The 23,239-nt window shown below is 68.2% G+C and carries 24 protein-coding genes and 2 pseudogenes; 18 read left to right on the top strand and 8 right to left on the bottom strand.

Annotation, left to right across the window (positions count from 1 at the left end; genetic code table 11):
- Nucleotides 1-434: 434 nt before the first annotated feature.
- Nucleotides 435-2,048 carry an OmpA family protein gene (locus GUY59_RS12255; protein WP_252374851.1) on the top strand — a complete coding sequence of 538 codons (1,614 nt, stop codon included), beginning with the start codon at nt 435-437 and terminating at the stop codon, nt 2,046-2,048.
- A gap of 350 nt (nt 2,049-2,398) precedes the next feature.
- Here the strand turns inward: GUY59_RS12255 and GUY59_RS12250 are convergent, their stop codons facing one another.
- The 5 genes from GUY59_RS12250 to GUY59_RS12235 form a co-directional block, all read right to left on the bottom strand.
- On the bottom strand, nt 2,399-3,367 hold the full coding sequence (locus GUY59_RS12250; protein ID WP_161714509.1) for a class I SAM-dependent methyltransferase: 969 nt from the start codon (nt 3,365-3,367) through the stop codon (nt 2,399-2,401).
- A gap of 4 nt (nt 3,368-3,371) precedes the next feature.
- Entirely contained in the window at nt 3,372-4,016 is a 645-nt protein-coding gene (locus tag GUY59_RS12245; RefSeq protein WP_138199859.1) for a TetR/AcrR family transcriptional regulator, read from the bottom strand.
- A 100-nt stretch (nt 4,017-4,116) separates the two neighbouring features.
- Nucleotides 4,117-4,281 (bottom strand): hypothetical protein, encoded by a 165-nt coding sequence (locus GUY59_RS12240; protein ID WP_161714508.1) that lies wholly within the window; start codon nt 4,279-4,281, stop codon nt 4,117-4,119.
- Between the two features lie 212 nt (nt 4,282-4,493).
- Complete coding sequence (locus GUY59_RS49970; RefSeq protein ID WP_269128773.1) at nt 4,494-4,616, bottom strand: hypothetical protein; 123 nt, start codon at nt 4,614-4,616, stop codon at nt 4,494-4,496.
- 104 nt (nt 4,617-4,720) lie between these two features.
- Complete coding sequence (locus tag GUY59_RS12235) at nt 4,721-5,083, bottom strand: methyltransferase domain-containing protein (RefSeq protein ID WP_138199858.1); 363 nt, start codon at nt 5,081-5,083, stop codon at nt 4,721-4,723.
- Between GUY59_RS12235 and GUY59_RS48555 the strand changes: the two genes are divergently transcribed.
- From GUY59_RS48555 to GUY59_RS12205, 7 genes and pseudogenes are all read left to right on the top strand, one after another.
- The gene (locus tag GUY59_RS48555; RefSeq protein ID WP_236667097.1) at nt 5,076-5,240 is read left to right on the top strand and encodes a hypothetical protein; all 165 of its coding nucleotides are present in this window, start codon (nt 5,076-5,078) and stop codon (nt 5,238-5,240) included. The genes GUY59_RS12235 and GUY59_RS48555 overlap by 8 nt on opposite strands.
- Nucleotides 5,174-5,671 carry a transposase gene (locus GUY59_RS49965; RefSeq protein WP_252374853.1) on the top strand — a complete coding sequence of 166 codons (498 nt, stop codon included), beginning with the start codon at nt 5,174-5,176 and terminating at the stop codon, nt 5,669-5,671. Before GUY59_RS48555 ends, GUY59_RS49965 begins: the two co-directional genes overlap by 67 nt.
- Nucleotides 5,598-6,129, top strand: a pseudogene (locus GUY59_RS49960) (Tn3 family transposase). Before GUY59_RS49965 ends, GUY59_RS49960 begins: the two are co-directional and overlap by 74 nt.
- 398 nt (nt 6,130-6,527) lie before the next feature.
- Nucleotides 6,528-7,025 carry a hypothetical protein gene (locus tag GUY59_RS12220; RefSeq protein ID WP_138199855.1) on the top strand — a complete coding sequence of 166 codons (498 nt, stop codon included), beginning with the start codon at nt 6,528-6,530 and terminating at the stop codon, nt 7,023-7,025.
- Between the two features lie 498 nt (nt 7,026-7,523).
- Nucleotides 7,524-7,916: a GntR family transcriptional regulator gene (locus tag GUY59_RS12215; protein WP_138199854.1), complete on the top strand. Its 393-nt coding sequence runs from the start codon at nt 7,524-7,526 to the stop codon at nt 7,914-7,916.
- Nucleotides 7,913-8,758 carry an ABC transporter ATP-binding protein gene (locus GUY59_RS12210; RefSeq protein ID WP_138199853.1) on the top strand — a complete coding sequence of 282 codons (846 nt, stop codon included), beginning with the start codon at nt 7,913-7,915 and terminating at the stop codon, nt 8,756-8,758. The genes GUY59_RS12215 and GUY59_RS12210 overlap by 4 nt, the downstream gene beginning before the upstream one ends.
- Nucleotides 8,755-9,717, top strand: a complete 963-nt coding sequence (locus GUY59_RS12205) for an ABC transporter permease (RefSeq protein ID WP_138199852.1) — start codon at nt 8,755-8,757, stop codon at nt 9,715-9,717. The genes GUY59_RS12210 and GUY59_RS12205 overlap by 4 nt, the downstream gene beginning before the upstream one ends.
- Here the strand turns inward: GUY59_RS12205 and GUY59_RS51330 are convergent.
- The 3 genes from GUY59_RS51330 to GUY59_RS12190 all read right to left on the bottom strand — a co-directional run bounded on the left by GUY59_RS51330 (nt 9,600) and on the right by GUY59_RS12190 (nt 11,582).
- Complete coding sequence (locus GUY59_RS51330) at nt 9,600-10,088, bottom strand: DUF4158 domain-containing protein (RefSeq protein ID WP_138199851.1); 489 nt, start codon at nt 10,086-10,088, stop codon at nt 9,600-9,602. The two genes, GUY59_RS12205 and GUY59_RS51330, sit on opposite strands and share 118 nt — an antisense overlap.
- 95 nt (nt 10,089-10,183) lie before the next feature.
- Entirely contained in the window at nt 10,184-10,381 is a 198-nt protein-coding gene (locus GUY59_RS12195; RefSeq protein WP_138199850.1) for a hypothetical protein, read from the bottom strand.
- 148 nt (nt 10,382-10,529) lie between these two features.
- Entirely contained in the window at nt 10,530-11,582 is a 1,053-nt protein-coding gene (locus tag GUY59_RS12190; RefSeq protein ID WP_201760771.1) for a methyltransferase, read from the bottom strand.
- A 436-nt stretch (nt 11,583-12,018) separates the two neighbouring features.
- On the opposite strand from GUY59_RS12190, the gene GUY59_RS12185 reads away from it, so the two are divergent.
- From GUY59_RS12185 to GUY59_RS12140, 10 genes and pseudogenes are all read left to right on the top strand, one after another.
- Nucleotides 12,019-14,421 (top strand): alpha/beta fold hydrolase, encoded by a 2,403-nt coding sequence (locus tag GUY59_RS12185; protein ID WP_161714505.1) that lies wholly within the window; start codon nt 12,019-12,021, stop codon nt 14,419-14,421.
- Between the two features lie 91 nt (nt 14,422-14,512).
- Nucleotides 14,513-14,896, top strand: a complete 384-nt coding sequence (locus GUY59_RS47415) for a response regulator (RefSeq protein WP_201760783.1) — start codon at nt 14,513-14,515, stop codon at nt 14,894-14,896.
- Nucleotides 14,897-15,261: 365 nt separating this feature from the next.
- Nucleotides 15,262-15,462, top strand: a complete 201-nt coding sequence (locus tag GUY59_RS12175; protein ID WP_138199847.1) for a hypothetical protein — start codon at nt 15,262-15,264, stop codon at nt 15,460-15,462.
- A 194-nt stretch (nt 15,463-15,656) separates the two neighbouring features.
- Entirely contained in the window at nt 15,657-16,052 is a 396-nt protein-coding gene (locus GUY59_RS12170; protein WP_171055331.1) for a lasso peptide biosynthesis protein, read from the top strand.
- A gap of 125 nt (nt 16,053-16,177) precedes the next feature.
- A complete protein-coding gene (locus GUY59_RS12165; protein ID WP_138199846.1) occupies nt 16,178-17,509 on the top strand; it encodes a hypothetical protein in 1,332 nt (443 codons plus the stop codon).
- On the top strand, nt 17,506-17,718 hold the full coding sequence (adfB, locus tag GUY59_RS12160) for an actinodefensin-associated protein B (RefSeq protein ID WP_138199845.1): 213 nt from the start codon (nt 17,506-17,508) through the stop codon (nt 17,716-17,718). Before GUY59_RS12165 ends, adfB begins: the two co-directional genes overlap by 4 nt.
- Nucleotides 17,708-18,484, top strand: a complete 777-nt coding sequence (locus tag GUY59_RS12155; RefSeq protein WP_138199844.1) for a hypothetical protein — start codon at nt 17,708-17,710, stop codon at nt 18,482-18,484. Before adfB ends, GUY59_RS12155 begins: the two co-directional genes overlap by 11 nt.
- On the top strand, nt 18,477-19,940 hold the full coding sequence (locus tag GUY59_RS50660) for an alpha/beta hydrolase family protein (RefSeq protein WP_138199843.1): 1,464 nt from the start codon (nt 18,477-18,479) through the stop codon (nt 19,938-19,940). The genes GUY59_RS12155 and GUY59_RS50660 overlap by 8 nt, the downstream gene beginning before the upstream one ends.
- Entirely contained in the window at nt 19,928-21,754 is a 1,827-nt protein-coding gene (locus GUY59_RS12145; protein ID WP_138199842.1) for an ABC transporter ATP-binding protein, read from the top strand. Before GUY59_RS50660 ends, GUY59_RS12145 begins: the two co-directional genes overlap by 13 nt.
- Nucleotides 21,755-22,057, top strand: a pseudogene (locus GUY59_RS12140) (Tn3 family transposase); the annotation flags it as partial.
- Between the last annotated feature and the right edge of the window lie 1,182 nt (nt 22,058-23,239).

Genomic DNA, 23,239 nt, shown 5'->3' with positions numbered 1-23,239 from the left:
GCGTAGTGTCGGCTTCCCATTCACGCCAGGAGTGTTCAGTCAGCCCGCACGGATCTGGGGTGCTTCGTACCAGCCGAGCATCTCAAGGCGAACGGCACCGCCCGCACCGCCTGTCCGGCGGCGAGTTCCAGCGCGCGGCGCTCGCCCGTGCCCTCCTGCCCCCAGGCCCCGGTCTCTCATCTGCGACGAGATCACCTCAGGGCTCGACACGCTCACCCAGGTCGCGCACGCGCTGTTCGTCGCCGCCCACGACGGGCAGGACTCGCCGCCACGTCCAGATCGGCGGCCGCTCGCCCAGCGATACCTTCTGCATGCCCCGCGACAGTGCGCGGGCTGGACGTAGGCTTGGGTGTCAAAGTTTCCGACAGTGAACAGTATGGTCACCGTCTTCGTTAGTAGCCGGTTAGCCCTATACCGGATGAAGTGGAGTTTTTGTGAGGCGCACCACCTCGACGATCGTGATGTCCGCCGTAGCGGCACTGACGCTGGGAGGTTGCGGCCTCGCCGGAGGAAACGACGAACCCGCCGCGTCCGGGACGCCCAAACCAAAGCAGAGCACTGACAGCAGCAGCGCCCCTGCGGCCGCATTCGTCAAGGAGGGGTTCGTCGGAAGCTGGAGCGCTCACCAGAACGCACGCGTGAAGATCGCCGAACTCGCCGCGGTCGACGGCATGACCAGGCTCACCGTCGAGTACACCAGCCTCGCGGACCGGCCTATCGCGGACGTCGGCAAGAATGACAACGCGATGAGCGTCCAGCACTTCTTCCGCGTCCTGGACCCGGTCCAGCAACTGCGCTACACGCCGTACGAGAAGATCGGCTCCAACATCTGGGACTTTTACGAAGAGGAGCTCTGGCAGCCCGGCGTCACCTACACGCTGGTGGCCTTCCTGCCGCCGCTCAAGGGATCCCCGCAGCGGGTCACCGTCGAGGGCCCCGGCGGCATCGGCGAGTTCGCCGGTGTCCCGGTCGTGCAGGGAAAACCGCAGAACTATCCGTCGGCCCTGCCGGAGGAACGCGCCGAGGGATGGCCGCGCAAGGGCGAGAACGTCATGGTCCCGGTCACCACCGGCGAACCAGACGAGGAGCCGGTCATCACCAAGCTCATCTCCCAGGTGGAGACCGTGGTCGGCCGCCGGGAGACCGACTCCGACCGCGAAACGGTGGCGCTGCGCGCCGATGTGCTCTTCGCCTTCGACAAGGCCGACCTGAGCAGGCACGCCAAGGGCGTCCTCGGCGACGTCATCAAGGAGACCCGCGAGCGCGCCGACCCTGACAAGCCGCCCATCACCATCACCGGCCACACCGACGGAGTCGGCACCGACCGCTACAACCAGACGCTCTCTGAGGATCGCGCCGACGCCGTACGCGACCTGCTCGCAACCGAACTCGGCTCCGACTACGAGTACAAGACGCGAGGCAAAGGCTCCACCGACCCTGTCGAGGCCGAAGGCGGCGACGACGACGCCTGGGCCCGTTCCCAGAACCGCCGCGTCGAGATCTCCTACACCTTCAAGAAGGACGTGGCAGCCGAACCCGAGCCCGAGGACGAACCGGAGACCGAGACCAAAACGCTCACCGTCAACCCCGCCGACGCCGCGCCGCCCGCGAGCTTCCACCCCCTCACCCACGCCAAGCCCGCCGCCGAAGCCACCTTCGACCAGAAATACTTCTTCAGCGGAAACCAGGAACACTCCTGGAAGCTGCAGGTGTACCCGTTCTACCGGGACGGCGCATACCTGGTGGCGCGGTTCCGGACCACCCACCAGGGCGACGACCTGCCGGGGAACAACCCCTTCGGCACCGAAGGCTCCTTCGAGTTCAGCGCCTTCGAACCGAAGACCGGAACCATCTACCCCCAGGTGTACAACGGCCAGGACAAGTCCCACGTGGACCGCGTGGGCTCACGGCTCTGGCCAGCCGCGCTGGCCTCGGGGTCAACCCAGTACGGCTACTTCTACATCCCGGCCCCTCCCGAGGAGACCACGGAGCTGACCTTCAACGGCGGCGGCTTCGGCCTCCTGGAGGGCATCCCCATCGAGAAGTGACAACCGCGCGCTTCCATCCCCTCTGGGGGAAGGCACGCCGGGATATCTTTGGACGGCATCGGCGGCGAGAGTGACCGCGTCGCCTGTGACGTCCGGTCCAGCAGTACGTGGCCAATGCGGGCTGACCGCTTCCACCCGGCGCCACCTTCTCCTCTTGCATTCTGCAGCAGCGCGAAAGTGCTCAGGGCCAGCATGTTCGCGGTGGTGTCGAGCCCGGCGACCAGCAGGACCGGCCATCAGATCCTTTCGCTGTGAGCAGCCGCATCCGCCGTACGGTGAACTTGCCCACCAGCGGCTTACGGTAGTGCCTCTGCCGCGGCTGACCCGACTGAGCCCAGAACAGCGTTGATCTAGCTGTGACTTGCCTGATCGATGTCGGATCGGCCGGCCGGGCGATGCGGCTCTTCGGTCGGTCCCGGGCGCCGCCCTGCAGGAAGCGCCCACGATCCTCCAGCAGCCGCCGGTCCTCGGCGGTCACCTCGGTGCCTCTGGAGTCCCTGGAAGCGGTAGTGCTGGATGGCGGTGCCCTTGCGTGAGATGGAGGTGCTCCAGGCGGTCAGGAAGTTGGCCAGGCGGGTCGTCCACGGGTAGTCGGCGACTTCGGGCTCGCGGCCCGGCAGGATTTCGCGTACCAGCTTCAGGCGGGGTTCCAGGCGCTCGATGTCCTGCGGGGTGTCGAAGCCGGGAGACCTCAGGAAGGGGACGACGGACTGGGTGCCGGCGTACTTCTTGGCCGCCCAGACGTGGAACCTCGTGTAGCCGTTGAAGCAGATCTCGCCTGCGGGGAAGTGGCGGATGAGGCGGTCGAGGAGCGTGGCCAGTTCCTCCTTGGACAGGAACCCGATCAGGCCGTCGGCGACGATCACGGCGGGGCGGTCGGCGGGGACTTCGCTGATCCATCGGGGGTCGTTGAGGTCGGAGCCGATGGTGTGGAGGTGGGGGCGTTCGGGGAGTAGTAGTTGCCTGGTCTTGGCCACGCCGGGCAGGTCGACGTCGTACCACTCGACGGTGGTGGGCGGGTCGACGCGGTAGACGCGGGTGTCGAGTCCGGCGCCCAGGTCGAGCCCGACGGCGTCGGGATTTTTGGCGATGAACTGGCGCACGATGTTGTCCATGACCAGGGAGCGGTGCGCGATGCCCACGACGGGGCTGGCGGAGAGCTTGAACTGCCCGGCGTCGTAGTCGAGCTTCCTGAAGATGTCGTATGCGATCTTGTCGTGCAGGATCGGGTGTTTGGCCTGGTAGTCGAGCGCCTTGCCTGCCAGGGTCAGCCAGAGCGTGTTCTCCAGCGGGGTGAGGTCGGGGAGGGTGATGGCCATCGTGTCAGTCCCTTTTCTGTGGTGACTCATCCAGCGCGGTCCGGGCTGCCTTCAGCGCGGTGTCGTTGGTGAACAGCCCGTGGGTGTAGAGCTCCAGCGTGGGCAGGGCGAGGCGGCGCAGCAGGTCGGGGCCGAACCGCTCGTAGCCCAGCGCCCGCGCCAGGGGCGGCGGCATGGTCAGCGTGGCCACGCTGTTGAGCACGGTTAGCACCGCCAGCGCCCGCACGTCCGAGGACGGTCGCATCGAGCCGTCGGCGATACCGGCCCGCAGGATCTCCTCGGACTCCGCCACCAGCGTGTCGACGAACGTGGCCGCGGCGGGGGTGTCCTCCTCGATCGCACGCAGCATGTACTGCACCTGGAGGCGGTATTCCTCCGGGTTGGATAGGTATTCGCGAAAGAGGTCCTGCATGCCGCTGGGCCGTGCGTTGTCGGCCCGCTGGATCAAGATGCGCAGGACGTGGTCGTCACAGACGCTCCGGAGCTTTTCCTTACTGCCGAAGTGATGGATGACCAGGCCGGGGCTCACTCCGGCGGTGGCTGCGACGGCGCGCAGGTTGGCCTTCTGGAAGCCGTCCTTAGCGAAGTGTGCGATGGCCGCGTTGCGGATCTTGGCCTGGGCGGTCAGGTCCGGCGATGCTGAACACATGTTTAGGACTTTAAACGTATGTTTAATAGTTGGCAAGTGGAGAGCGGTGCCCAACGAGCGCCGCGCGGATGCCGGCTTGGCGTGACATTCCGTTCCGAACTCATCTGGACGAGAACGACGCCGCGAGCCTCCGCGCCAGGCTGATCTCGTTCCGCGATTGAGGCGTGATCAGCAAGCGCGTGAAGGTGCGGCCGGAGTTCGCCAAGGCCATGGAGTACGCCCGCACGATCAAGACCGTCGTCTCGCACCAGCGGGTGATCTTCACGGTGCATGAGATGAAGCGCCTGGGCCGCGGCGCGGCCGAGCTGCTCACCATCGCCGAAGGGCTGCGTCGGGCCGATATCCAGCAGCTGCTGACCGGCCCGTTGCAGGGGTGTACGACCCGTCCGGGCAGGCGCGGCGTTGTTCGCGTTCTTCGCCGGGATGGCCGAGTCCGAACGCGAGTACATCCGGGAGAAGTCTCTCGAGGGCCAGGCTTCAGCCCGCGAGCGCGGCCGCCACGGCGGCCGGCCGAAAGTGTTCGACGACGACATGGTCGCTCATGCACGCAGCCTGCGTGAGCGGGGTCCCGGTGCCGGAGATCGCGTCCAAGCTGGTCATCTCCACGGGCAAGAACAAGGGGCGTCGCCCGTCGTTGGCCAGCGTCTACCGGGCGCTGGCCGAGGGCGCCGGGCCTCAGCTGCCTGGACAGGTCGCTGTCCTTGTCAAGGCTCCCCGGCGCGGCGCAGCACGGCCCAGCTGCCCCAGCCGGCTTCGGACTGCACCGCGCTCCAGGCGTCGCCCAGCGCGCCGATGACGGTGGGTGTGTCCAGGAACAGCGGCCCGTCGGCGCCCAGTTGGTTGGCCCAGATCAGCACGCCGTCGGCGGCCAGCACCCGGGTGATCTCAGTGGGGAACAGCAGCGCGTCGACCAGGACAACGGCGGCGATCGACCCGGTGGCCAGCGGAAGCCGGGCGGCGTCAGCCTGCAGCCGCGGGGCCAGTTGCCCGGGGGCCCGGCGAAGCATCTGCCGGGCCAGGTCGACGGCGATGACGTGGTCGAAGGCAGCCTCAGCGATCTTGGTCACCAAGCAGGCCGGCATCGGTATCATCGCCGACTGGGGCGGCAGCCTGGTCGCCTCCACCGACGGGCTGCGCTTCGTCGTCCAGGTCCGTTCCTGCATTCGCGCCCGTCGCCGCTGTACTTCGGGATCGGCAAGCGGCCGCGTGGCACGACGTGGCTGAACACGGTGTCGGACAAGGTGATGGGGCTCGGCGGGCTGGCGGTGCCGGGGACGATGCGGGATTCGATGTACATCCTGGACGCCACCCACCGCTTCGACGCCACCGAACCCCCTGACATCGTCACGATCGACACCGGTTCCTACAGCGATGTCGTCTACGGCATGTTCGCGTTCTGCGGCTACCAGTTCGCGCCCCGCCATGCCGACATCACCGACACCCAGCTGTGGTGGGTCGATAGCGCGATGCTGCGCGGGGAGATCACTCGAGACCACCGCGGATCCAACGGGGTGAGGCGCGTTCAACGAGCTGCAGTTGCGCCGGGTGTCGGTCCCGGCGACCGTCCAGTACTGGGACGACATGGTCCGAGTCGCCGGCTCGTTGTCGACGAACAAGGTCCGCGCCTACGACCTGATCAAGAGGATGACGGCTGATGGACGGCTGACCGGTCTGGGCGAGGCGTTCGCCGCATACGGGCGGATCTTCAAGACCCTCCACCTGCTCCAGATCATCCACCTCGAGTCCTACCGGAGGATGATCGGCACCCAACACCGGCGAGTCCCGCCACCAGCTCGCCCGCCGCGTCTTCTTCGGCAACCTCGGCCAGCTCCGTCAAGCCTACGAGCGCGGCATGGAGAACCAGCTCGGCGCCCTCGGCCTTGGCCTGAACGCCATCACCTGGTGGAACAGCCTCTACATCGACGCCGCCGTCGCCCAGCTGCAGGCCGGCGGCCTGGGCATCAGCCGCGAGATCAAAGCCCGCCTGTCACCGCTGGTGTTCAAGCACATCAACTTCCACGGCTCCTGCCCCTTCCACCGCCCCCACCTGGAGGAAGGACGCCTGCGGGACCTACGCGACCCCAACGCCGCCGAGGGCGAGCCGCAGGAGTAGGGCACCTGGTGAGCGAGAACCCCACCGCACGCACAGACGAGGCACCAGTCGGGCCCGGCTTCACCGTGCCCTCCCGTCCCGACGGCTGGCCAGACCTGCTCGGGCGCCGCCCCCTGACCAGCACTGAGCGTGCGGACCTGCGGCGGGCGCTGGAGGCCGAGGCCACACCAGCCGGTACGACGCCGGATCCGTTGTTCCTGGCCTACCTCACCATCGACGGCCTGGACCGTGCGGGCGACCCGCGTAAAAGGGATGCGGCTACGCGGCCGGATCCTCGCCGCTGCGGCGGAGCATGTGCAGAACGCCTTGCTCGAACAGAGACTGCATGCGTTGTGCTTGCAGGGTAAGACCGCTGTCATGAGCCCCAACGGGGCTGCCCCTCCAGCAGAGTGAGTCCGGTGAGCACCGCGGCGGCCGCGGCCACGAGCAGAGCGTTCTGGAGGAACGCCTTCAAGACAGGCAACTCCGTCCGGTCACGAAGGAGTTCCACGCGACGCGGCTGCCAGGGAGGCGGGCAGCTCACCACCGCCGTTCAGGTGCTCAATCAGTGCGAGGACGGCCTGGGAGCCGCCATTTGCCTGGAGCCCACTGACTCGCCCGGCATGCACCTCACCGACCGCGTCCAACGGCTGGAGTCATGGGCGTTCGCCGCCGGTGCTGACGTCGCCGACATCAAGGCGGCCGTGGAGCAGCTGCCGGGCACGATCGGGCAGGAAATCCTCGACTACACCTCGCCGGTCCTCGGGGAGATCATGGCGGGCCGCGCTACCCTCGCCACGCGCCAGGACGTGGACGACCTGAAGCGGGAGATGAGCAGCCGCTTCGCGAGCATGGACGCCAAGCTCGACCGGATCCTCGCCGCGCTCGGCGGCGCGGACGACCAGCCGCGGGCCTGATTAGGCGTCCACGCCGGCCCGTGCTACGGCGCGGGAGGCACGTTCAGTGGTTCGTTGGGGCAGCCCGCCGCCAGCTCGGACAGGACGGCTTTTTCCGCGGTGTCGGTTGCGAGCAGCCACTGTAGTTTCACCGTCAGCCAGTCGGCCGCGTACCGGCAGTGCGCGCCCTCGTAGGGGGGAAGACATTGGGCGGGGTCCTGGTCGGCCTTGGACCGAAGCGCGCGGGTTCGCGGATTCCTCGTCTCCGAGCCAGCGGAACTCGTTTGTGATGGGGGGCGAGCGATCGGATGCGGGCGAGTTCGTAACACACGGCGCCGTCCGGCCGCTGGCCGCACGTGTCGCGGGCCTTCGGCGGCCGGTGTCACGCGCGCCAGTCAGCTCGGCTGTCTCCAGACCCGTCGCCCTACCGAACATGGCGTCGCCTGACGACCACAGGTTGACAATGAGCGTTCCAATCCAACACCCTTTCACTATTCGAATAGTGAAAGAGTGCTTTGGTTGATCGAGTTCAACCTGGACCGCGGCTCGGGGGTTTCGACGTACCTTCAGCTCGTTCACCAGGTCAAACAAGCGCTTCGGCTCGGTACGCTGCGGCCCGGCGACCAGTTGCCGACCGCCCGCGAGGTGGTCGAGAGCCTGGCCATCAACCCCAACACCGTGCTCAAGGCGTACCGGGAGCTGGAGCGCGAAGGGCTGGTCGAGGGGCGGCCGGGGATGGGGACGTTCGTCCGGCAGGGCATCGCGGGTGCGACGCTCGCCGAGCACACGCGGCTGCGGCGCAGTCTGGAGGGATGGGTGCGCGACGCCCGCGCGGCCGGGCTCGATCAGGAGGACCTGCGGGCGCTGTTCACCGTGGTCCTGCTCGACGCCGCGAAGGAGGGCGTGGCATGAGTCCCGCGCTGGAGGCGACCGGGCTGGGAGTCCGCTATCGCCGCACGTGGGCGTTGCGCGACTGCTCGCTGTCCGTGCCCACCGGGCGCGTGGCGGCGCTCGTCGGGCCTAACGGCGCGGGCAAGACCACGCTCATGCACGCGGCCGTAGGCCTGCTGCGCCCAGCGCTGGGAAGCGTCCGCGTGGCCGGCGAGGCCGCGTTCGTGGCACAGGAGAAGCCGCTGTACGAGAGCTTCACCGTCGCCGAGATGCTCGCCTTCGGCCGCCGCATGAACACCCGCTGGGACGACGCCGCGGCTGCCGACCGGCTCGCCGGGCTGGGCATCCCGCTGAAGCGGAAGGTGAGCGGGCTGTCCGGCGGGCAGCAGGCGCAGGTGGCGGTCACGCTGGCACTGGCCTGCCGGCCCGACCTGCTCGTGCTGGACGAACCGCTGGCCAACCTCGACCCGCTCGCCCGCCACGACGTGATGCGCTCGATCATGGCGGAGATGACCGGGCAGGAGCTGACCGTGCTGCTGTCCTCGCACGTCGTCTCCGACCTAGAGGAGACCTGCGACTGGCTGGTCGTGCTGAACGGGGGCCGGCTGCAGGTCAGTGGTGACATCGAGGAGTTGCTCGACGGGCATCTCGTGCTCACCGGGCCGGACGCGGCATCGGCGGCGGGCACGCAGGTGGTGGGCGCGAGCCGTGCCGGCAGGCAGGTCAGCATGCTGGTCAGGGGCGCGCCGCCGCTCGATCCGCGCTGGCAGGCGCGGCGGCCCGGGCTGGAGGAGCTCGTCATGGGCTACCTGCGCAGCCCCGAGTCGGCGGCGCTACCGGGACTGACGGGGGTGGGCGCGTGATCTGGGTGACCTGGCGCCAGCACCGGGCACAGATCCTCGTGACGGCGACCTTCCTGGCGCTGCTGGGGGTGCTGCTGCTGGGTTCGGCGGTGGAGGCGAGCCGGTACGTGGCCGAGCATGCCCCGCCCGGCTGTCCCGGGGCCGCCGTGGCGTGCGGAGACCTGGCGGTGGCGCTCGGTCAGCGCTACGACGCGGTCTACTCGATCTTCGGCTGGATGCCGCTGGTGGCGCCCGCGTTGATCGGGGCGTTCTGGGGCGCGCCGCTGCTCGGCCGCGAGTACGAACGCGGCACCCACCGCCTGGCCTGGACCCAGTCCGTGCCCGTTTGGCAGTGGTTGGCAGTCAAGCTGTCGCTCCTGGGCGCAGCGGTCGTGGCGGGCGGGCTGCTGCTGTCGCTCATGGTGAGCCTGTGGCGGCCGGTGTTCAGGACGGGGGTCGACTCCACGTTCGGCAACATCGGCGTGTTCAACATGGTCGGGGTGGAGCCGGCGGCGTGGTGGCTATACGCGTTCGCGCTCGGCACTGCGGCCGGCACCCTGTTCCGGCGTACGCTGCCTGCGATGGCGCTGGTCGTGGCCGGTGTGACGGTATCGATGTTCACGCTGTTCCAGCTGAGCGACCACTACGCCGAGCCGGCGCGTACCGAGCTGTCCGGCACCGTGCTGCTGGACGATCCCGACGCCCGGCTGGTGAGCGCCGCCTGGGTGGAGCCGTCCGGGAGGGAGGTCGCCGAGCCGGCCGACAGCGGCTGCCCGCGTCGGGTGGACGTGGGGCAGAGCAGCAAGAATGCCGAGGCGTGGCAGGCGTGCCTGTTCGGCAAGGGCTACCGGTACGCGGTGTACTACCATCCGCCGTCCAGGTTCTGGCGCTTCCAGTGGACCGAGGCAGGGATCCTGGCGCTCGCGTCGGCGGCCCTCGGCGGCCTGGCCGTGCGCCGCACCCTCCGCCGCCCCGGCTGACAGGCCTGTTCTGTCAGCCGGAGGCAGGCCCGGACTGGTGATTGCTGTCGGGGCACCGCGACGGGTTGCGGGATACTGCTGCCCACTCCCCCTCCCGCCGGCCCTGGCATGGCACCTACCGGCGCGATCGCACGCAATGTCCAGGACTCGGGGGCGGCGTCGCCGCCCCCGACATTTTTGGTCAGGGTCAACCGCACGGTGCCCCACTGCACTGCCCATCCCAGCTTCGTCGCCGGTCGGCGCTTACCCGCCAGCGTCTGCAGCGCCTTGGCGTCCAGCCGAAAGAACTGCTCGAGTTCGGCCACCGAAACCTCGGGCCGGAACCGGCGATAGCGGGCTACTTGCTCATCTGAGAGGAAATCCACAGGCATGAGCAGGCACGTTAGGCGCTCGACCAGGGCAAACAGCCGTCGTCACCGAATCGTCGTCAAGATCGACTCTGTAGCGCCAAAATCCGGTCCGATCCTCAAGGCCGGTTGGCGGTGTTGGGCCAGCGAGCGGTGCGGTGGCGGAGCCAGTCGAGGAGCAGCCGGTGTGTGAGGTCGTCGAGTGGGCAGGCCCGCCCGGCGATGACGATGCGGCGGTTGCCGAGGTCGACGTCGTCCAGGTGCAGCGCGAGCATGTCGGCCGCGCGCGCGGCGTGGACTCCGGCGAGCGCGATCACAACCCGGGCCGCCGGGGTAGTGGCGGCCTGGACGGATCGATCGATGTCATTGGCGAGCAGCGGTTGCAGAACGCCGTAGGGGTACTGGCCGACTCTGACGCGGCGGGTGGGGTCGCGGCCCGGCCGAGTCGACCTGGTCTTCGCCGGGTCAACCCTTGGCGGCGGCCTCGATCATGGCGAACGCGTGGGGCTGGGGGAGCGTGGTGATCACGGGGGTGGAGAGGCCCGCGAGGTGGCACAGGTTCTCGAATTCCTCCGGGGTCCTTTCTCTGCCGCCGACGTTGACCAGCATGTTGAGGTCGCTGAGGTAGGCCAGCCCGCCTTTGACCTGTCCGGCCTGTGGCGGAAGCAGGGGTTCAATGATCAGGACGCGGCCGTGTGCGGGTAGCCGTTCGGCGCAGCGCCGCAGGATGCCGGCGCACTGCTCGTCGTTCCAGTCGTGGATAACGCTCTTGAGTAGGTAGAGATCTCCTCCTGGGGGCACGGAGACGAAGAAGTCGCCCGCCACCTGCTCGGCCCGGTCGGTGACGGCGGCCCGTTCGAAGGTGCCCGCGGCTTGGGCCATGCCCTCGGCGGTGTCGTAGAGCACGCCGTGCAGCGCCGGGTAAGCGTTCAGGATGGCGGCCAAGACGGTGCCGTCGCCGCCGCCAACGTCCACGACGGTGCTGAAGCGGCCGAAGTCGTAGTGGGCGGGAAGCGCGTCAGCGGTGGCGCGGCTGCCCTGGCTCATCGCGGCGTTGAACCTGGCCGACAGGTCGGGCCGACGTCCGAGATGGGTGAAGAAGCCGGCGCCGAAGACCTTGTCGAAGGACGTCTGGCCGGTGCGGACGCTGTCGGCGAGATGCTCCCAGGCGCGGGTCATGAAAGGGTCGGAAAAGGTCCAGATGAGCGAGGCGAGGGAGTCGGACCGGCGCTCGTCCAGCAGCAGGCCGGCCGGAGCGACGGTGAACGCGCCGGTGCCGGTCTCGCTCAGCAGCCCGAGACCGGCTAGGGCGCGCAGCATCCGGAGCGTCGTGACGGGCTGCGTGCCGCAGTCGCGTGCCACCTCCTCGGCCGTGCGTTCCTCCTCGCCTATTACCTCGACGATCTTCAGCTCGACGGCCGCGCGAAGGGTCTGCGCAGCCATGGTGCCGAAGACGAGCTGCATAAGGCGGCCCCGCTCGTTCATGAGGCCCTCGGTTGCCGCGGTGTTGTCCGTCATGGCACCCCTTCGTCCAGCTCAATTAAGCTTAGCTAGCCTTACCATGCTGGAGTCTGCCAATGCCGCGGTGGGTGAAGAAGTGGTCGAGCGCGGTCAGGTGGGCGTTGACGGTGTTGGCCTTCCGCTTGGCCACCGTCTTGAGGTTGGGTCTTGTAGTCGCGCACGGCGAAGTCGCGGCCGTGCGGGTCGGCGAGTGGGTCGGCGTTGTCCAGGTCGGCGCTGTCCAGCCAGGCCAGGAAGGCGCGGACCCGGGAGGCGTAGGCGGACATCCCCCGTCGTTCTCCCGGCAAAGATATACAGAAAGGGGGACGCGCGATCGGTACGACCCCCGCGATCCTTATTCGTCATCGGCGCGGTCACCGCCATCGCCCCGGTCACGACCACGCCGCTGTCGTGGCAGGACTGCGGAGACGGTCTGCAGTGCGAGCAGATCCAGGTGCCGGCCGACTGGGCCCGTGGATCAGGGCCGAAGGTCACGATCGGCCTCGCCAAGCTGCCCGCCCAGGATGAGGCCGGCAAGAAGGGAGTGGTGTTGGTCAACACCGGTGGCCCTGGCGAGCAGATCGCGCTTCTCCGCCAAGGAAAGAAGTACTTCACAGATCTGACCAAATGGTTCGACGTGGTGATTTTCGACCCGCGAGGGTTCGGCAAGTCCACTGCCGTCAACTGCCCCATCCCCTCACCGTTCGCCACTGAATGGGTGTTTCCGCGCAAGTCGGCCTACGACGCATACAGTGCGAAGAATCGCACGTTCGGGCAAGCGTGCGCCAAGGAAGCCGGGCCACTGTCGGGAAACCTCAACTCCTGGCAGATCGCACACGACATGGAGGCGATCAGAAAGGCCCTGGGCCAGGCCAAACTGACCTACGTGGGCAACTCGCACGGCACCGTGCTCGGGCAGTCCTACGCTGAGTTGTTCCCCCACAAGGTCGGCCGGATGTACCTCGACAGCGTGTGGGACCACACCACACCTGACCTGCATGAGTGGCTTCGCCGGCGCGCCCAGGCCCTGGAAGGCAACGCCGAACGCTTCGCCGCCTGGTGTCAGAGCACCACGATCTGCGCGCTGCACGGCAAGGACCCCCTGGCCGTCTGGGACAAGGTGATGGACAAGGCCCGCCGCGAGCCCATCCCCGCGCCCGAGGCCGGTCCCGAGGTGCGCATCAGCGACACCCAGATCGCCTCCCGCGCCAACTTCACCTACGAGGCCACCTGGGAGCACCTGGCCGCCGGACTCGCGCGGGCACAGGCCGGTGACGCCTCGTTCTTCGCCAAGGTGGAAGGAGCGCCGGACCCCAACCTGTCGCGCGTCATCCTCTGCGCCGATCTGCCCTACCCCGGCTACGACAAGCTCAAGAAGCTGGAGACCACGCTGCGTCGCGATACGCCCCACATCGGATGTCGGATGGTGTGGCCGATGGCCAACCATTGCGCGGGCCTGCCCCCGACCAGGACATACGCGCCCCATCCCATCAAGGCGCCGGGCCTGCCGCCTGTGCTCATCGCCAACGGCGAACACGACGACAACAGCCCGGCCGCCGACGGCCGCCGACTGGCCGACCAGCTTCCCCGCGCCCGCTACCTGAAGGCTGTGGGAGGACATGCCCTCTACTTCTCCGGCCACCCGTGCGTACGCGAGCACGTGCACCGCTACCTGACCACGGGCAAGATGCCGCCTGCGGCGCCTCCTGCGGACCGGCGAAGTAGCGTAGCCGACGTGTACGTCAGAGAGGGGCTGCTCGTGCTCGCGGCCACGGCCGTGCTCACCGCCTTCGCCATGCTCGACGGCGGGCCGCCGCGACCCGGGCTGCCCCTCCTGGCGGGCGCCAGCCTCGCCGCAGCCCTGCCTTTGACGCTGCGCGCACGCTTCCCTCTGCCGGGAGCGCTGCTGTCGGCAGCGATAGCTTTGCTCGGCCTGGTGATACCGGGCTGGCCTGGCCGGCTGGTGACCATGGTCATGTTCGGGGCGGCGGCCTTCCACGTGCCGCGCCGCCCATGGCTGGTCATCAGCCTGTCCATTGTCTGGACCATCGGCTACGGCCTGTTCATACCGCAGGCTTACAAGGGCCTGTCCGTGGTCACCGACCTGGTCATCATGGGCGTGGCTCCGGTCGCCGTCGGCCACGCCCTGCGGCTGCACGGTGAGCGGGTCGCGCAGGCGGCGCGGCTCGACCACGCCGAGGCCAGGCGCGCCATGGCCGAGGACCGCGCCGTACTCGCCCGCGACGTACACGACAGCGTCGGCCACCACCTCACCGCGATCCACATGCAGGCCACCGCCACCCGCCGTGCCCTGCGCGGCCAGGCGCCGACCGCCGACAGAGCACTGGGCACCATCGCCGAGTTGTCCTCCGCCGCGCTGGAAGAGGTACGCGCCTTGCTCGACACCCTGCGCGAGGCGCCCGCCAGACCGGGCTTAGAAGAGATCGAGGACCTGGCCGCGCGGCTCTCCACTCCGCACCTGCGGATATCGGTCCACCGCGTCGGCCCCGGTGTCCCGCTGCCGCCCGGCGTGGGTCGTACGGTCTACCGCGTTGTGCAGGAGGCGCTCACCAACGCCGCCCGCCATTCGGGTGCCACCAAGGTGGAGGTGCGAGTGCGGCGCAGCCGGACCGCGGTGACGATGTCGATCACGGACAACGGCCGCGGCCCTGCCGGAGCGGAGGGGCGAGGCATCAGGGGCATGCGCGAACGCGTACACCAGCATGGGGGAACGTTCACGGCAGGCCCGGTCCCGCAGCACGGCTGGCTGGTGGAGGCCGTCGTGCCGATCGCGAAGGGTCTGGCATCACCGAAGGGTCAGGCACAGCCCTCCAGCGCTGCGGGGAACCCGACGTGAGCGACCGGATGACGGATGGTTCGACATCGACAGTCCGGCATCATGGGGTGCATCGCATGCTGGCCCGGCCGACCTGGATGAGGAGTGTGCTGTGATCATTCGGGTGGTGATCGCCGATGACCAGCCGGCCGTACGCGACGCACTGCGCGTGACGCTGGACGGCGAGTCCGACATCGAGGTGGTCACTGAGGCGGCCGATGGAGCCGAGGCCGTGCACCAGGCGCTGTGGCGGCGTCCCGACGTGGTGGTGATGGACCTGCGCATGCCGTATGTCGACGGGATCTCCGCGATCCGGCAACTCGCCGACGTGGAGGCACCACCGAGGGTGCTCGCGCTCACCACTTTCGACACCGACGAGTACCTGTTCGGAGCGCTCCGGTCGGGCGCTGCGGGATTCCTGCGGCGAGCGGGCGGTCCAGCAGGAGGCACTTCGTTCCCCCCGGCCCTGCAATGCCGCGGGGTTCGTGCTGGTTGACCCTTCAGTTCGTAGTGTCGGTCGATTGTCGTCTCGGCCGTCGCGGCGATCACGCGTTCCACTCTGCCCGGCATGAACGCGGTCCCGGTGAGTGCCGGTCCAGGTGGTCCGCTCGCGAAGGAGATCGCGTGATCCGGCTGATCTCTGCCTGCCGCAGCCGGTGACGATACTGACGTGACGCTGCATGCGATGTCGATAGTTTCGTGCATTCGAGCTGCCGATGGCCGCCGTGACGGTCTGAATCTGCGGCCGCGGCGCCCGTAGGGAGGGCTGGACACCGATACGGCCAATATATGGAACGAACATAGAACATAAATCTGCTATTCCTATACTTCCGGAATCGCATTGAAAAGGAGGTGACATACGTGATCACGACGTCGGTTGCTGCTCGCCTTGCCGGCAATGACCTGCAGCAGCACATTTTCGCTTCACAGTCCACCGTGATTCAGGAATGCAACACGAATGGCGAAACCTGTCTATTCGACTGGGACTGCTGCAGCGGATTCTGTAACTGGTACAACTCCAACGGCGCTCCGGACGGCCACTGCCGCAAGGGCGACCAATAAGAAAACCGAGACACTGTGTGCTTCGGTGGCCGTCACTGTGGATCCAGACGGGCTTACGGTGCCGGCCGCTTGGCGTTGAGGCTGGGTTGGGCCGGTCGATGTACGGCCCAACCCAGCTCTTGGGAGATGACGGATCGCGCGCTGATGCCATCCTTTCGATGTGTCGCGTCCGCGCTGCGATTCCGATGCCGGACATGCACGTAACGGAAAGGGATCCCGTGATGGTCAGAAAGGCGGCGATGGAAGCGTACGCGTTTCTTGAGTCGGTACTGGACGGGGTGGGAGCGTACCGGATCGAATCATGGCCGCAGGTGGCGCCGGTCCGCCCGGAGCCGCGGGTCGACGACGTCGTTACCTCGCTGCGGTTGGAGCAGCGCAGAAGCATGGGGTTCCTGGATCCGGTGGAGGACGCACTGTATGTAACGGCAGGACTGCGGAGGTTGGGTTTCCCGGCCACGTTCCACCTCGGCAGGGAAACGGTGCCGGCGACGTCACCGGCGGGATTTTACGCGTGGGTGGAGTGTGACAGCGAAGTGGTGAGCACTTCGCTTCCTGTCAAGGAGACCTACCTCCAGGTTCATCAGTCATGAACCGGGTCGAGATAAGTAGGCGTGGAGTGCGGTCGAGTGGTCCTGGGTCGGCAACTCCCGGCCTACGAACCGTCGAATCGAAGAGTTCTTTCGAACTGGCCCTGGAACTGCCGTCGACACTGCCCGTGTATTACCGGATCGGTTCTTCGGGGTTGGAGTGGGGCGAGGGCTTGGCCGCTGTCGCCGGTGACGCGGGCATCCCTGCTCCGGAGTCGTGGGAGTTGCTCGCTTCGGTGCACGGCGGCGTGGCGGCGCCGGATGACGCGCTGGGGGTGCCTGGCGTTCAGCGACTGACGGTCGGCACAGTGGTGCGGGTGGACGCCGCGGGGGTACGGGTGGAGCGGCAGCCACCACGATTGCCCGGCCCTGAGAGGGATCTGATCGATCTCATCGGATCGGCGCTGCCCGCCGGCGAGTTCGGGATCGCCTACAGCGGCGGACTTGCCTCGGCGTTCCTGGCGGTGGCGGCATACCGGGCGGGTAAACGGCCGCTGCTGGTGTACGCGGATCTGGGCGCGGCCTTCGCGCATTTGCCCCTGCCCGAGGTGCCCGGGCTGGAGCTGCGGCGGGTGCCGATGGATGTCTCAGGACTGCTGGACCACCACCCGATCTCCACCCAGTCGCCACGACCCCTCATGCTGGAGGTGGAGGTGCGCCGCCGCATGCTGGCGCAGCTGTCCTCGGCGGTGGACCTGCCGTTGGCATCCGGGGCACTGCTGGAGGACCTGGTCTCGGTCCGGTTGGCCGAAACCGAGATCAGCGACGAAAAGCTGCTCGAATGCGAGCCGTTTCACGTGGCTGGGAGACTGCCCACGTTGGCCGAGGCACGCAAGCTCCTGGAGGAGCGGACCGTGTACGCGCCCATGGCCAGTGCGCAGGGTCCTCCGGGAGCGCAGCGGCAGGGTGCTCAGCCGCCACAGGTGCCGACGGGAGTGAACTTCGTGCCCGGTCTGACCGAAGCAGGCCGGGAGGAATACGGCATCGCTCAACAGCTGCGCCTTCCGCTATGGAAAGCACACATCGATTCCCTCCCGCCGGTGTTGGGCAAGGCCGACGCCGCTCTCGCCGAACGTGGAGATGCCGGCGCGGTGCTGCCGGCCCTCGACCCGCGGGTCCTTGCCGCGGTGGCTGCACTTTCGGCCGACGACATCGGCCGGATCGAGCGGGGCATGTTCCGCAACAGTTTGCCGCTGTGGCAGGCGATCGGCGCGCACCGTGTGACGGGCGTACGGCGGTCGCCGGCGGGTTACTGGCTGCGCCTGGCCGCTGCGGAACACCTGTATGCACACAGGGACAAGCTGGCGGCATATGTCTGTGATTCCCCCTTGGCGGATGCGGGCCTGATCGAGGCCGAGCAGGTCGCCGCAGCGCTGCGAGACCCTCGGCGGATGAGCGAGCATGCCCTGGCGCTGCTGCGGCTGGTGTGGACTGACCACTGGATGCGAGGTCAAGCATGAGCACGGTGAAACTGGCGCCCCAGGTGACGCTGACCCGCTTGCCGTATGGCGGCGCGGTTCTGGTGAACGGTGTGAGCCTGGCGATCGCCGAGTGCGATGAGCCGCAGACGGCTGCGATCCATGAATTGCTGGCCGGCGGCGTACCGAAAGGGCCGATGGCCCAGGAACTGATCGCGGCCGGATGGGTGGTGCTGAGCAGTGGTAGCTGATGTGCTGGTGGCGGTTCTGGCCGGCCCCCTCGTCGCGTCCGGTGTGGCGAAGCTGGTGGCGCCCACCGAGCGGCTGTCCTGGCCCGTCGGCGACGGGCCCCTGGCGGCGCCGCACGGTCCGCGCCTGGTCGCCTCCGCCGAGCTGGTCGGCGCGGTGCTACTGATCGTGGTGCCCGGCCGCCTTGCCGCGGTGGGTGGCCTGGTGGCCTACCTGGCGCTGACCGGTGTGTCGCATGCACTGCGCGGTCAGGAGTGTGCGTGCTTCGGCTTGGCGCGGCTGGCTTCGGTGGGCCGTACTCACATCGTCATGAACGCCGTCGGCGCGTCGCTGGGAGCCATCGCTCTGCTGATCGGGCCCGGTGCCCAGACGGCGTTGCGTGTCGGCGTCGCGATAGCCGCAACGGCCCTGATCACGGGCGTGGTCGTCGCGGTGGACCGTCGCGCCCGCGCGGTCGAAGCAGCGAAGGAGAAACAAATCGTGGAACGCACCGATGCGGTGTATGGCGTGCAGCTCTACACGACTGAGTCATGCCCATCCTGTCGGGCGCTGAAGAAGCTGGTGGCAGGCATGGAACCGGCCCGCCGCGACGCGGTCGTCGAAACCGTGCTCGGACCTGACGACGCAGCCCCTGGCGCGATGGCGGCGATGGGCGTGCCCTGCGCCCAAGGCCTCGACGGCGACGGCCGACGCGTCGGCGAACCGGTGTCGGGTATCGGCTCCGTCAAGGCCCTCATCAATTCGATCGTGGTCACCGCACGTGTTTGACACCTGGCAGGACAGTTCACCGACCGGCGCCTGGGCGAAGCTGACCGCACCGGCCCAGGCGTCGATCGCGCGGGCGAATCCCGCTGTCACTCACTGGCGCGAACTGCTGGTAGACCCGGACCTGGCCGGGCTCGACGAAAGGCGGGCACGGCTGACGGGCATCGAGATCCACGCGCACGGCACATCAGCGGGCTGGACCTTGCCCGTCGCCGACGTGCTGCCCGCACCACTGGCCTGGCACCCCGAACGACCCCTCGTCGCCGGGCTGGTGGTGTGGGATCGGCGTGCATACCCGTGGGTGGCCGACTATGTCGCCCAGACGGTCACGATGTTCGACCAGGTGCGGGCCGCAACCTCTCACGCCTGGCCACCCTACGCCTGGGTGGGGGATCGCCTCGCGCTGCTCCTTCCACCGCCCCCGGCAGCAGAAGCCCCGCGGACGCATGCAAGTCCGGTGGCGTTGGAGGCGACGGGCCCGAGGTACGTCAAGTTCCTGCCCAGCGTGCCCGAACTCGTGGCCCTCACTGGCGCCCGGCCGGCGGCGCTGGATCCGGTCACCGGCCAGGCGACCGAACTGGCCGGTCCCCTGGTGGTACGGCGTCTCACCAGCATGGACGGTGAGCTCTATGTGGAGTACGCCGAGGAGGACCGCGCCTCCGAGGAAGGGCTGTCCTGGTCCAGCCTTGTTGTCCCGGTGGATGGCTCCGGTTGGCCGCGTGCAGTCGGCGAGGTTCCACGCAAGCCGGCGCGACAGGGGGACACATCGTGTCCCGTATCCACCGGCCTCGCGCCGATCAAGATCCACACCGGACATCACCAGGCCACGCTCACGCATTATCCGGGAAAGCCGGGAACGGTGTTGTGGCTGCGTGATGCCAGGCCCGGCGACCGCGTGACGGCGCCTCCCCTGCTGGATACGGGGCACGCGGTCGCGTACCTGAACCTGCCGTTGCACTGGCCGGCTGACGCCACCGTGGAACTCCTGCACCCGCAGATCATCGACACGGTACGCGCCGCGGTGTCGACCGTGGACGGTCCGGTCCTGGTGGGTGGGCACAGCTTCAGCGCCACCCTCGCCCTGTACGCCCTCGCCCATGTCCCCGAACTGCGTGGGGCGATCGTGCACAGCGGCTGCTACAACCGCACCCTCACCACGACCGGCTGGCAGCACGAAAAGCGCCACCTGTGGCAGGCACCCGACATCTACCGGGCTTTCAGCGCTGTGGAATTCGCCCAAAAACTGGACCGGCCGGTGCTGCTGGCCCACGGAGTCGACGACGCCAACCCCGCCACCCCTGCCGAACAATCCGTCGGACTGTACAAGGCTATCGTCGCCACCGGCGGCACCGCGCGCCTGCTCCTCCTCCCCGGTGAGGGCCACGCCTTCCGCTACGCGGAACACACTGCGTTCCTCACCAGCGAGCACCGCAGCTGGATCGAGCGATGGGCGCAGTGACACCAGGGCTCACCGTCCGCGACTTGTGCGGAGCGGCGGTGCACGCCGTGCGCATGTCCTGGGCGGTGGATCGGCGTGGTGTCCTCACCGTGGTGGGGCTGCAACTGACCACGGCGGGCGGCCTGGCCGGCGCGTTGCTGCTGTTGCGCGGCATGGTGAACGACGTGATGACCCTCGCCCGCGGAGACGGCGCCGGAATCGACCTGGGGAGCCTGGTGTCCGGGCTGGCGGTGCTGGTCGCCCTTGGTGCCGCGGGTGGCATCTTGCAGACGCTCAACGGCATGCGCCAGCAGATCCTCACCGATCGAGTCGACCGGCACGTCATCTCGCTGGTGTTACGTGCCGCCGCCCACACCGAGCTGTCGAAATTCGAAGACCCGGACTTCCACGACCGGTTACAGCGCGCGGTACACGCCTCGCGACGTGAGCCGGCCAAGGTGGTCATGATGCTGGTTGCGATGCTGCAGGCGGCGCTGACCGTGCTGGCCATGGCGGGGGTGTTCCTGACCATGGCCTGGTGGCTGCTCCCCTTCGCGGCTCTCAGCGCGTTGCCGCTGTTCAAAGCCGCCAAAGACCGGCGCAACGCCGTGTACGCGATGCACCACTCCCTGGCCGAGAACCACCGTCGTCGCGGATACCTGGAGCAGCTGCTCACGCGCCGGGACGAGGCCAAGGAGATCCGGGCTCTGAACCTCGGTTCCACCCTCCACGCCCGCTGGGACGCCGAGTACGTTGAAGAGCTGAACGGCATGGCCCGTCTGATCCGCACATACGCTTGGCGTGAGATCCGCGCCAAGCTCCTGTCCACCGCCCTGATCGTCGGTGTCATCTCCTCCGTCTGGGCGATGGTGACCGCCGGCATTGTCTCCCCGGCCGCCGCGTCCGCAGGCCTGGCCGGACTCTGGTTGTTGTCGAGCCGGCTGGAAGTGGCCGGCCAGATGCTCAACAACGTGGGCCAGTCTCTCTACTTCCTCAAAGACCTTCGCACCTTCACGGCCGAAGCCGTCGAGCCGCTCGCCGGACCCGCCGAACCCGTACGCCCGTTCAGGACACTGCACGCACGCGGCCTGACCTTCACCTATCCCGGTGCCGACCGCCCTACCCTCCATGGCGTGGACATCACCCTCCACCAAGGCGAGATCATCGCTCTTGTCGGGGCCAACGGCTCAGGGAAGACCACCTTGGCAAAGCTCCTGGCCGGGCTGTACGCGCCGACGGGCGGGACGCTGGTCCGGGACGGTCGCCCTGCCACCGACCTGTACCAGCTACGCCACGGCTGCGCCGTGGTGTTCCAGGACTTCGTCCGCTACAAGCTGACCGCCAACGACAACATCGCTTTCGGTCGCGTCGGCAGCCGACCCGACCCCAGCCGGATCCGAGACGCCGCCGAATCCGCCGGCGCCGCCAGACTCCTGGAGGGCCTCCCCGACGGCTATCACACCATCCTCGGCCGTGAGTTCACCGACGGCACCGACCTCTCGGGTGGCCAGTGGCAGAGACTCGCCATCGCCCGCGCCTTCTACCGTGATGCCCCCTTGATCATTCTCGACGAGCCCACCGCCGCGCTGGACCCCCAAGCCGAAGCGGACCTCTATGCGAGCATCCGCCAGCTCTTCGCCGGCCGTACCGTCCTGCTCATCTCCCATCGCTTCTCCACCGTCCGCAGCGCCGACCGCATCTACGTCCTGGATTGCGGCCGGGTCATCGAGCACGGCACTCACGCCCAGCTCATGCGTACCCGTGGCCGCTACGCTGATCTCTTCCTCATCCAAGCCGCGGGCTACCTTGGCTCCACGCCGGCCGCGCGGGACTAGCGCGGCACCATCCATCAGGCCTACCGCGACGGGATGGAGAACCAGCTCGGCGCGCTCGGCCTCGTGCTGAACGCCGTGGTGCTCTGGACGACGCGGTACATCGACGCCGCCGTCGACCATCTCGGCGCCGAGGGCCACGAGATCCGGGACGAGGACATCGCGCGGCTCTCCCCGCTCAAGCACCGCAACCTCAACGTCCTGGGGCGTTACCGCTTCACCGCATCCGTCCCGCGCGAGGGGCTGCGGCCCCTGCGCGACCCGGACGCGCCGGAGCTGGACGACGACGAGACCGGCACGGAGTGAACTCGCCAGGCGCGGAAATCATCTTGGTGGATAGTGGCTGAGACCATGACCAGCACGACCTGTCATGACGGGCCTCACCGGGCACGCCGTCAGCTTCGTTCGAGGTTCCACACGAGTACCCGGCCGTCCTCCCCTGCCGTGATGGCGACCGTGCGACCGTCCCAATCAGCGACGCGGACGCCGACAACCTCCCTGCCGTGGTGTTCGTCGAACGGCCCATGGACGAGGCGGCGCTCGGTCTCCATAGAGCACGGCTGGTTCGACGTCCGTAGCACCGTTGGTGTCTGTATGTGCCGCATCCCACATGTATGTACGGTCGCTACAGCTGATGAAGAACGGTCGCCCGTTCAGCCGCACTGTCGCTACTTTCCCCGTACCGCCGTGGTTGAGACGCGCATGCACGCGGACAGCTCCGCTGGCCAGATCCCACTGCGCGAGGGACTCCCGGTACTCGGCCCCACCGACCACGATCCGACCGTCCACGACGGCGGCGCAGACTCTAGTGAACAGCCCGGCGTCCTTGTCATTGTTGGTCGGGAGGTGCCCGACCATCGCGCGGAAGTCGTCGGAACGGTACGGCATGTCCAGCCGGTACTGCGTCCATCGGTCCTTGGACGGCTCCCAGACCCACGCTGGCGGCTCGACGGCGCAGACGACGAGGAGACGACCGTCGATGGTGACAAGGTCGAGGTCCCAGAGGCGCCCGGCTGTTGGCTGGAGTGAATAGGTGCAGTCATGCGCCCGGAGTGTTGGGGCCAGGTCTGATAGACACCGCCAAATGAGGCAGCCTGACCGCGGCGTCGCGCGTTTTCCACATGGCGACAGCCTCGATTAACAGCAGCCCACGCCTCGTCGGCCCTGGAGTTCTAGCCTGCTCTCCAGGGAACAAGTAACCCGCTGGTAGCTTTCATGGCTTCACGACCGCGAACTTCGTCGGTTGACGCGGCACGGTCTTGCTCTGTCGAAGTGCCCGAACACCGTCGGCCTCGGCACACCGAATATGTCGGCGATCTGCTGGACGGTGTAGCGGCGCTTGCCGTCATTGCCCTTCATGTCGTACAAGGGCGCGTGCCGTCATCTGATCGCCGACAGGTTCGACCTGGCCGGGGGCGCGGTGGGGGCCTGGCCGGGGCCGAGGCGGTGCTGAAGTTCCGCGCGCTGGTCGCCATCGGTCATCTGGAG

This window comes from Nonomuraea sp. K271, from assembly GCF_009908215.1.
In the GTDB taxonomy this organism is placed as follows: Bacteria; Actinomycetota; Actinomycetes; order Streptosporangiales; family Streptosporangiaceae; genus Nonomuraea; species Nonomuraea longispora.
Note: the sequence above shows the minus strand (reverse complement) of the source record. Positions and strands in the feature narration are given on the sequence as shown.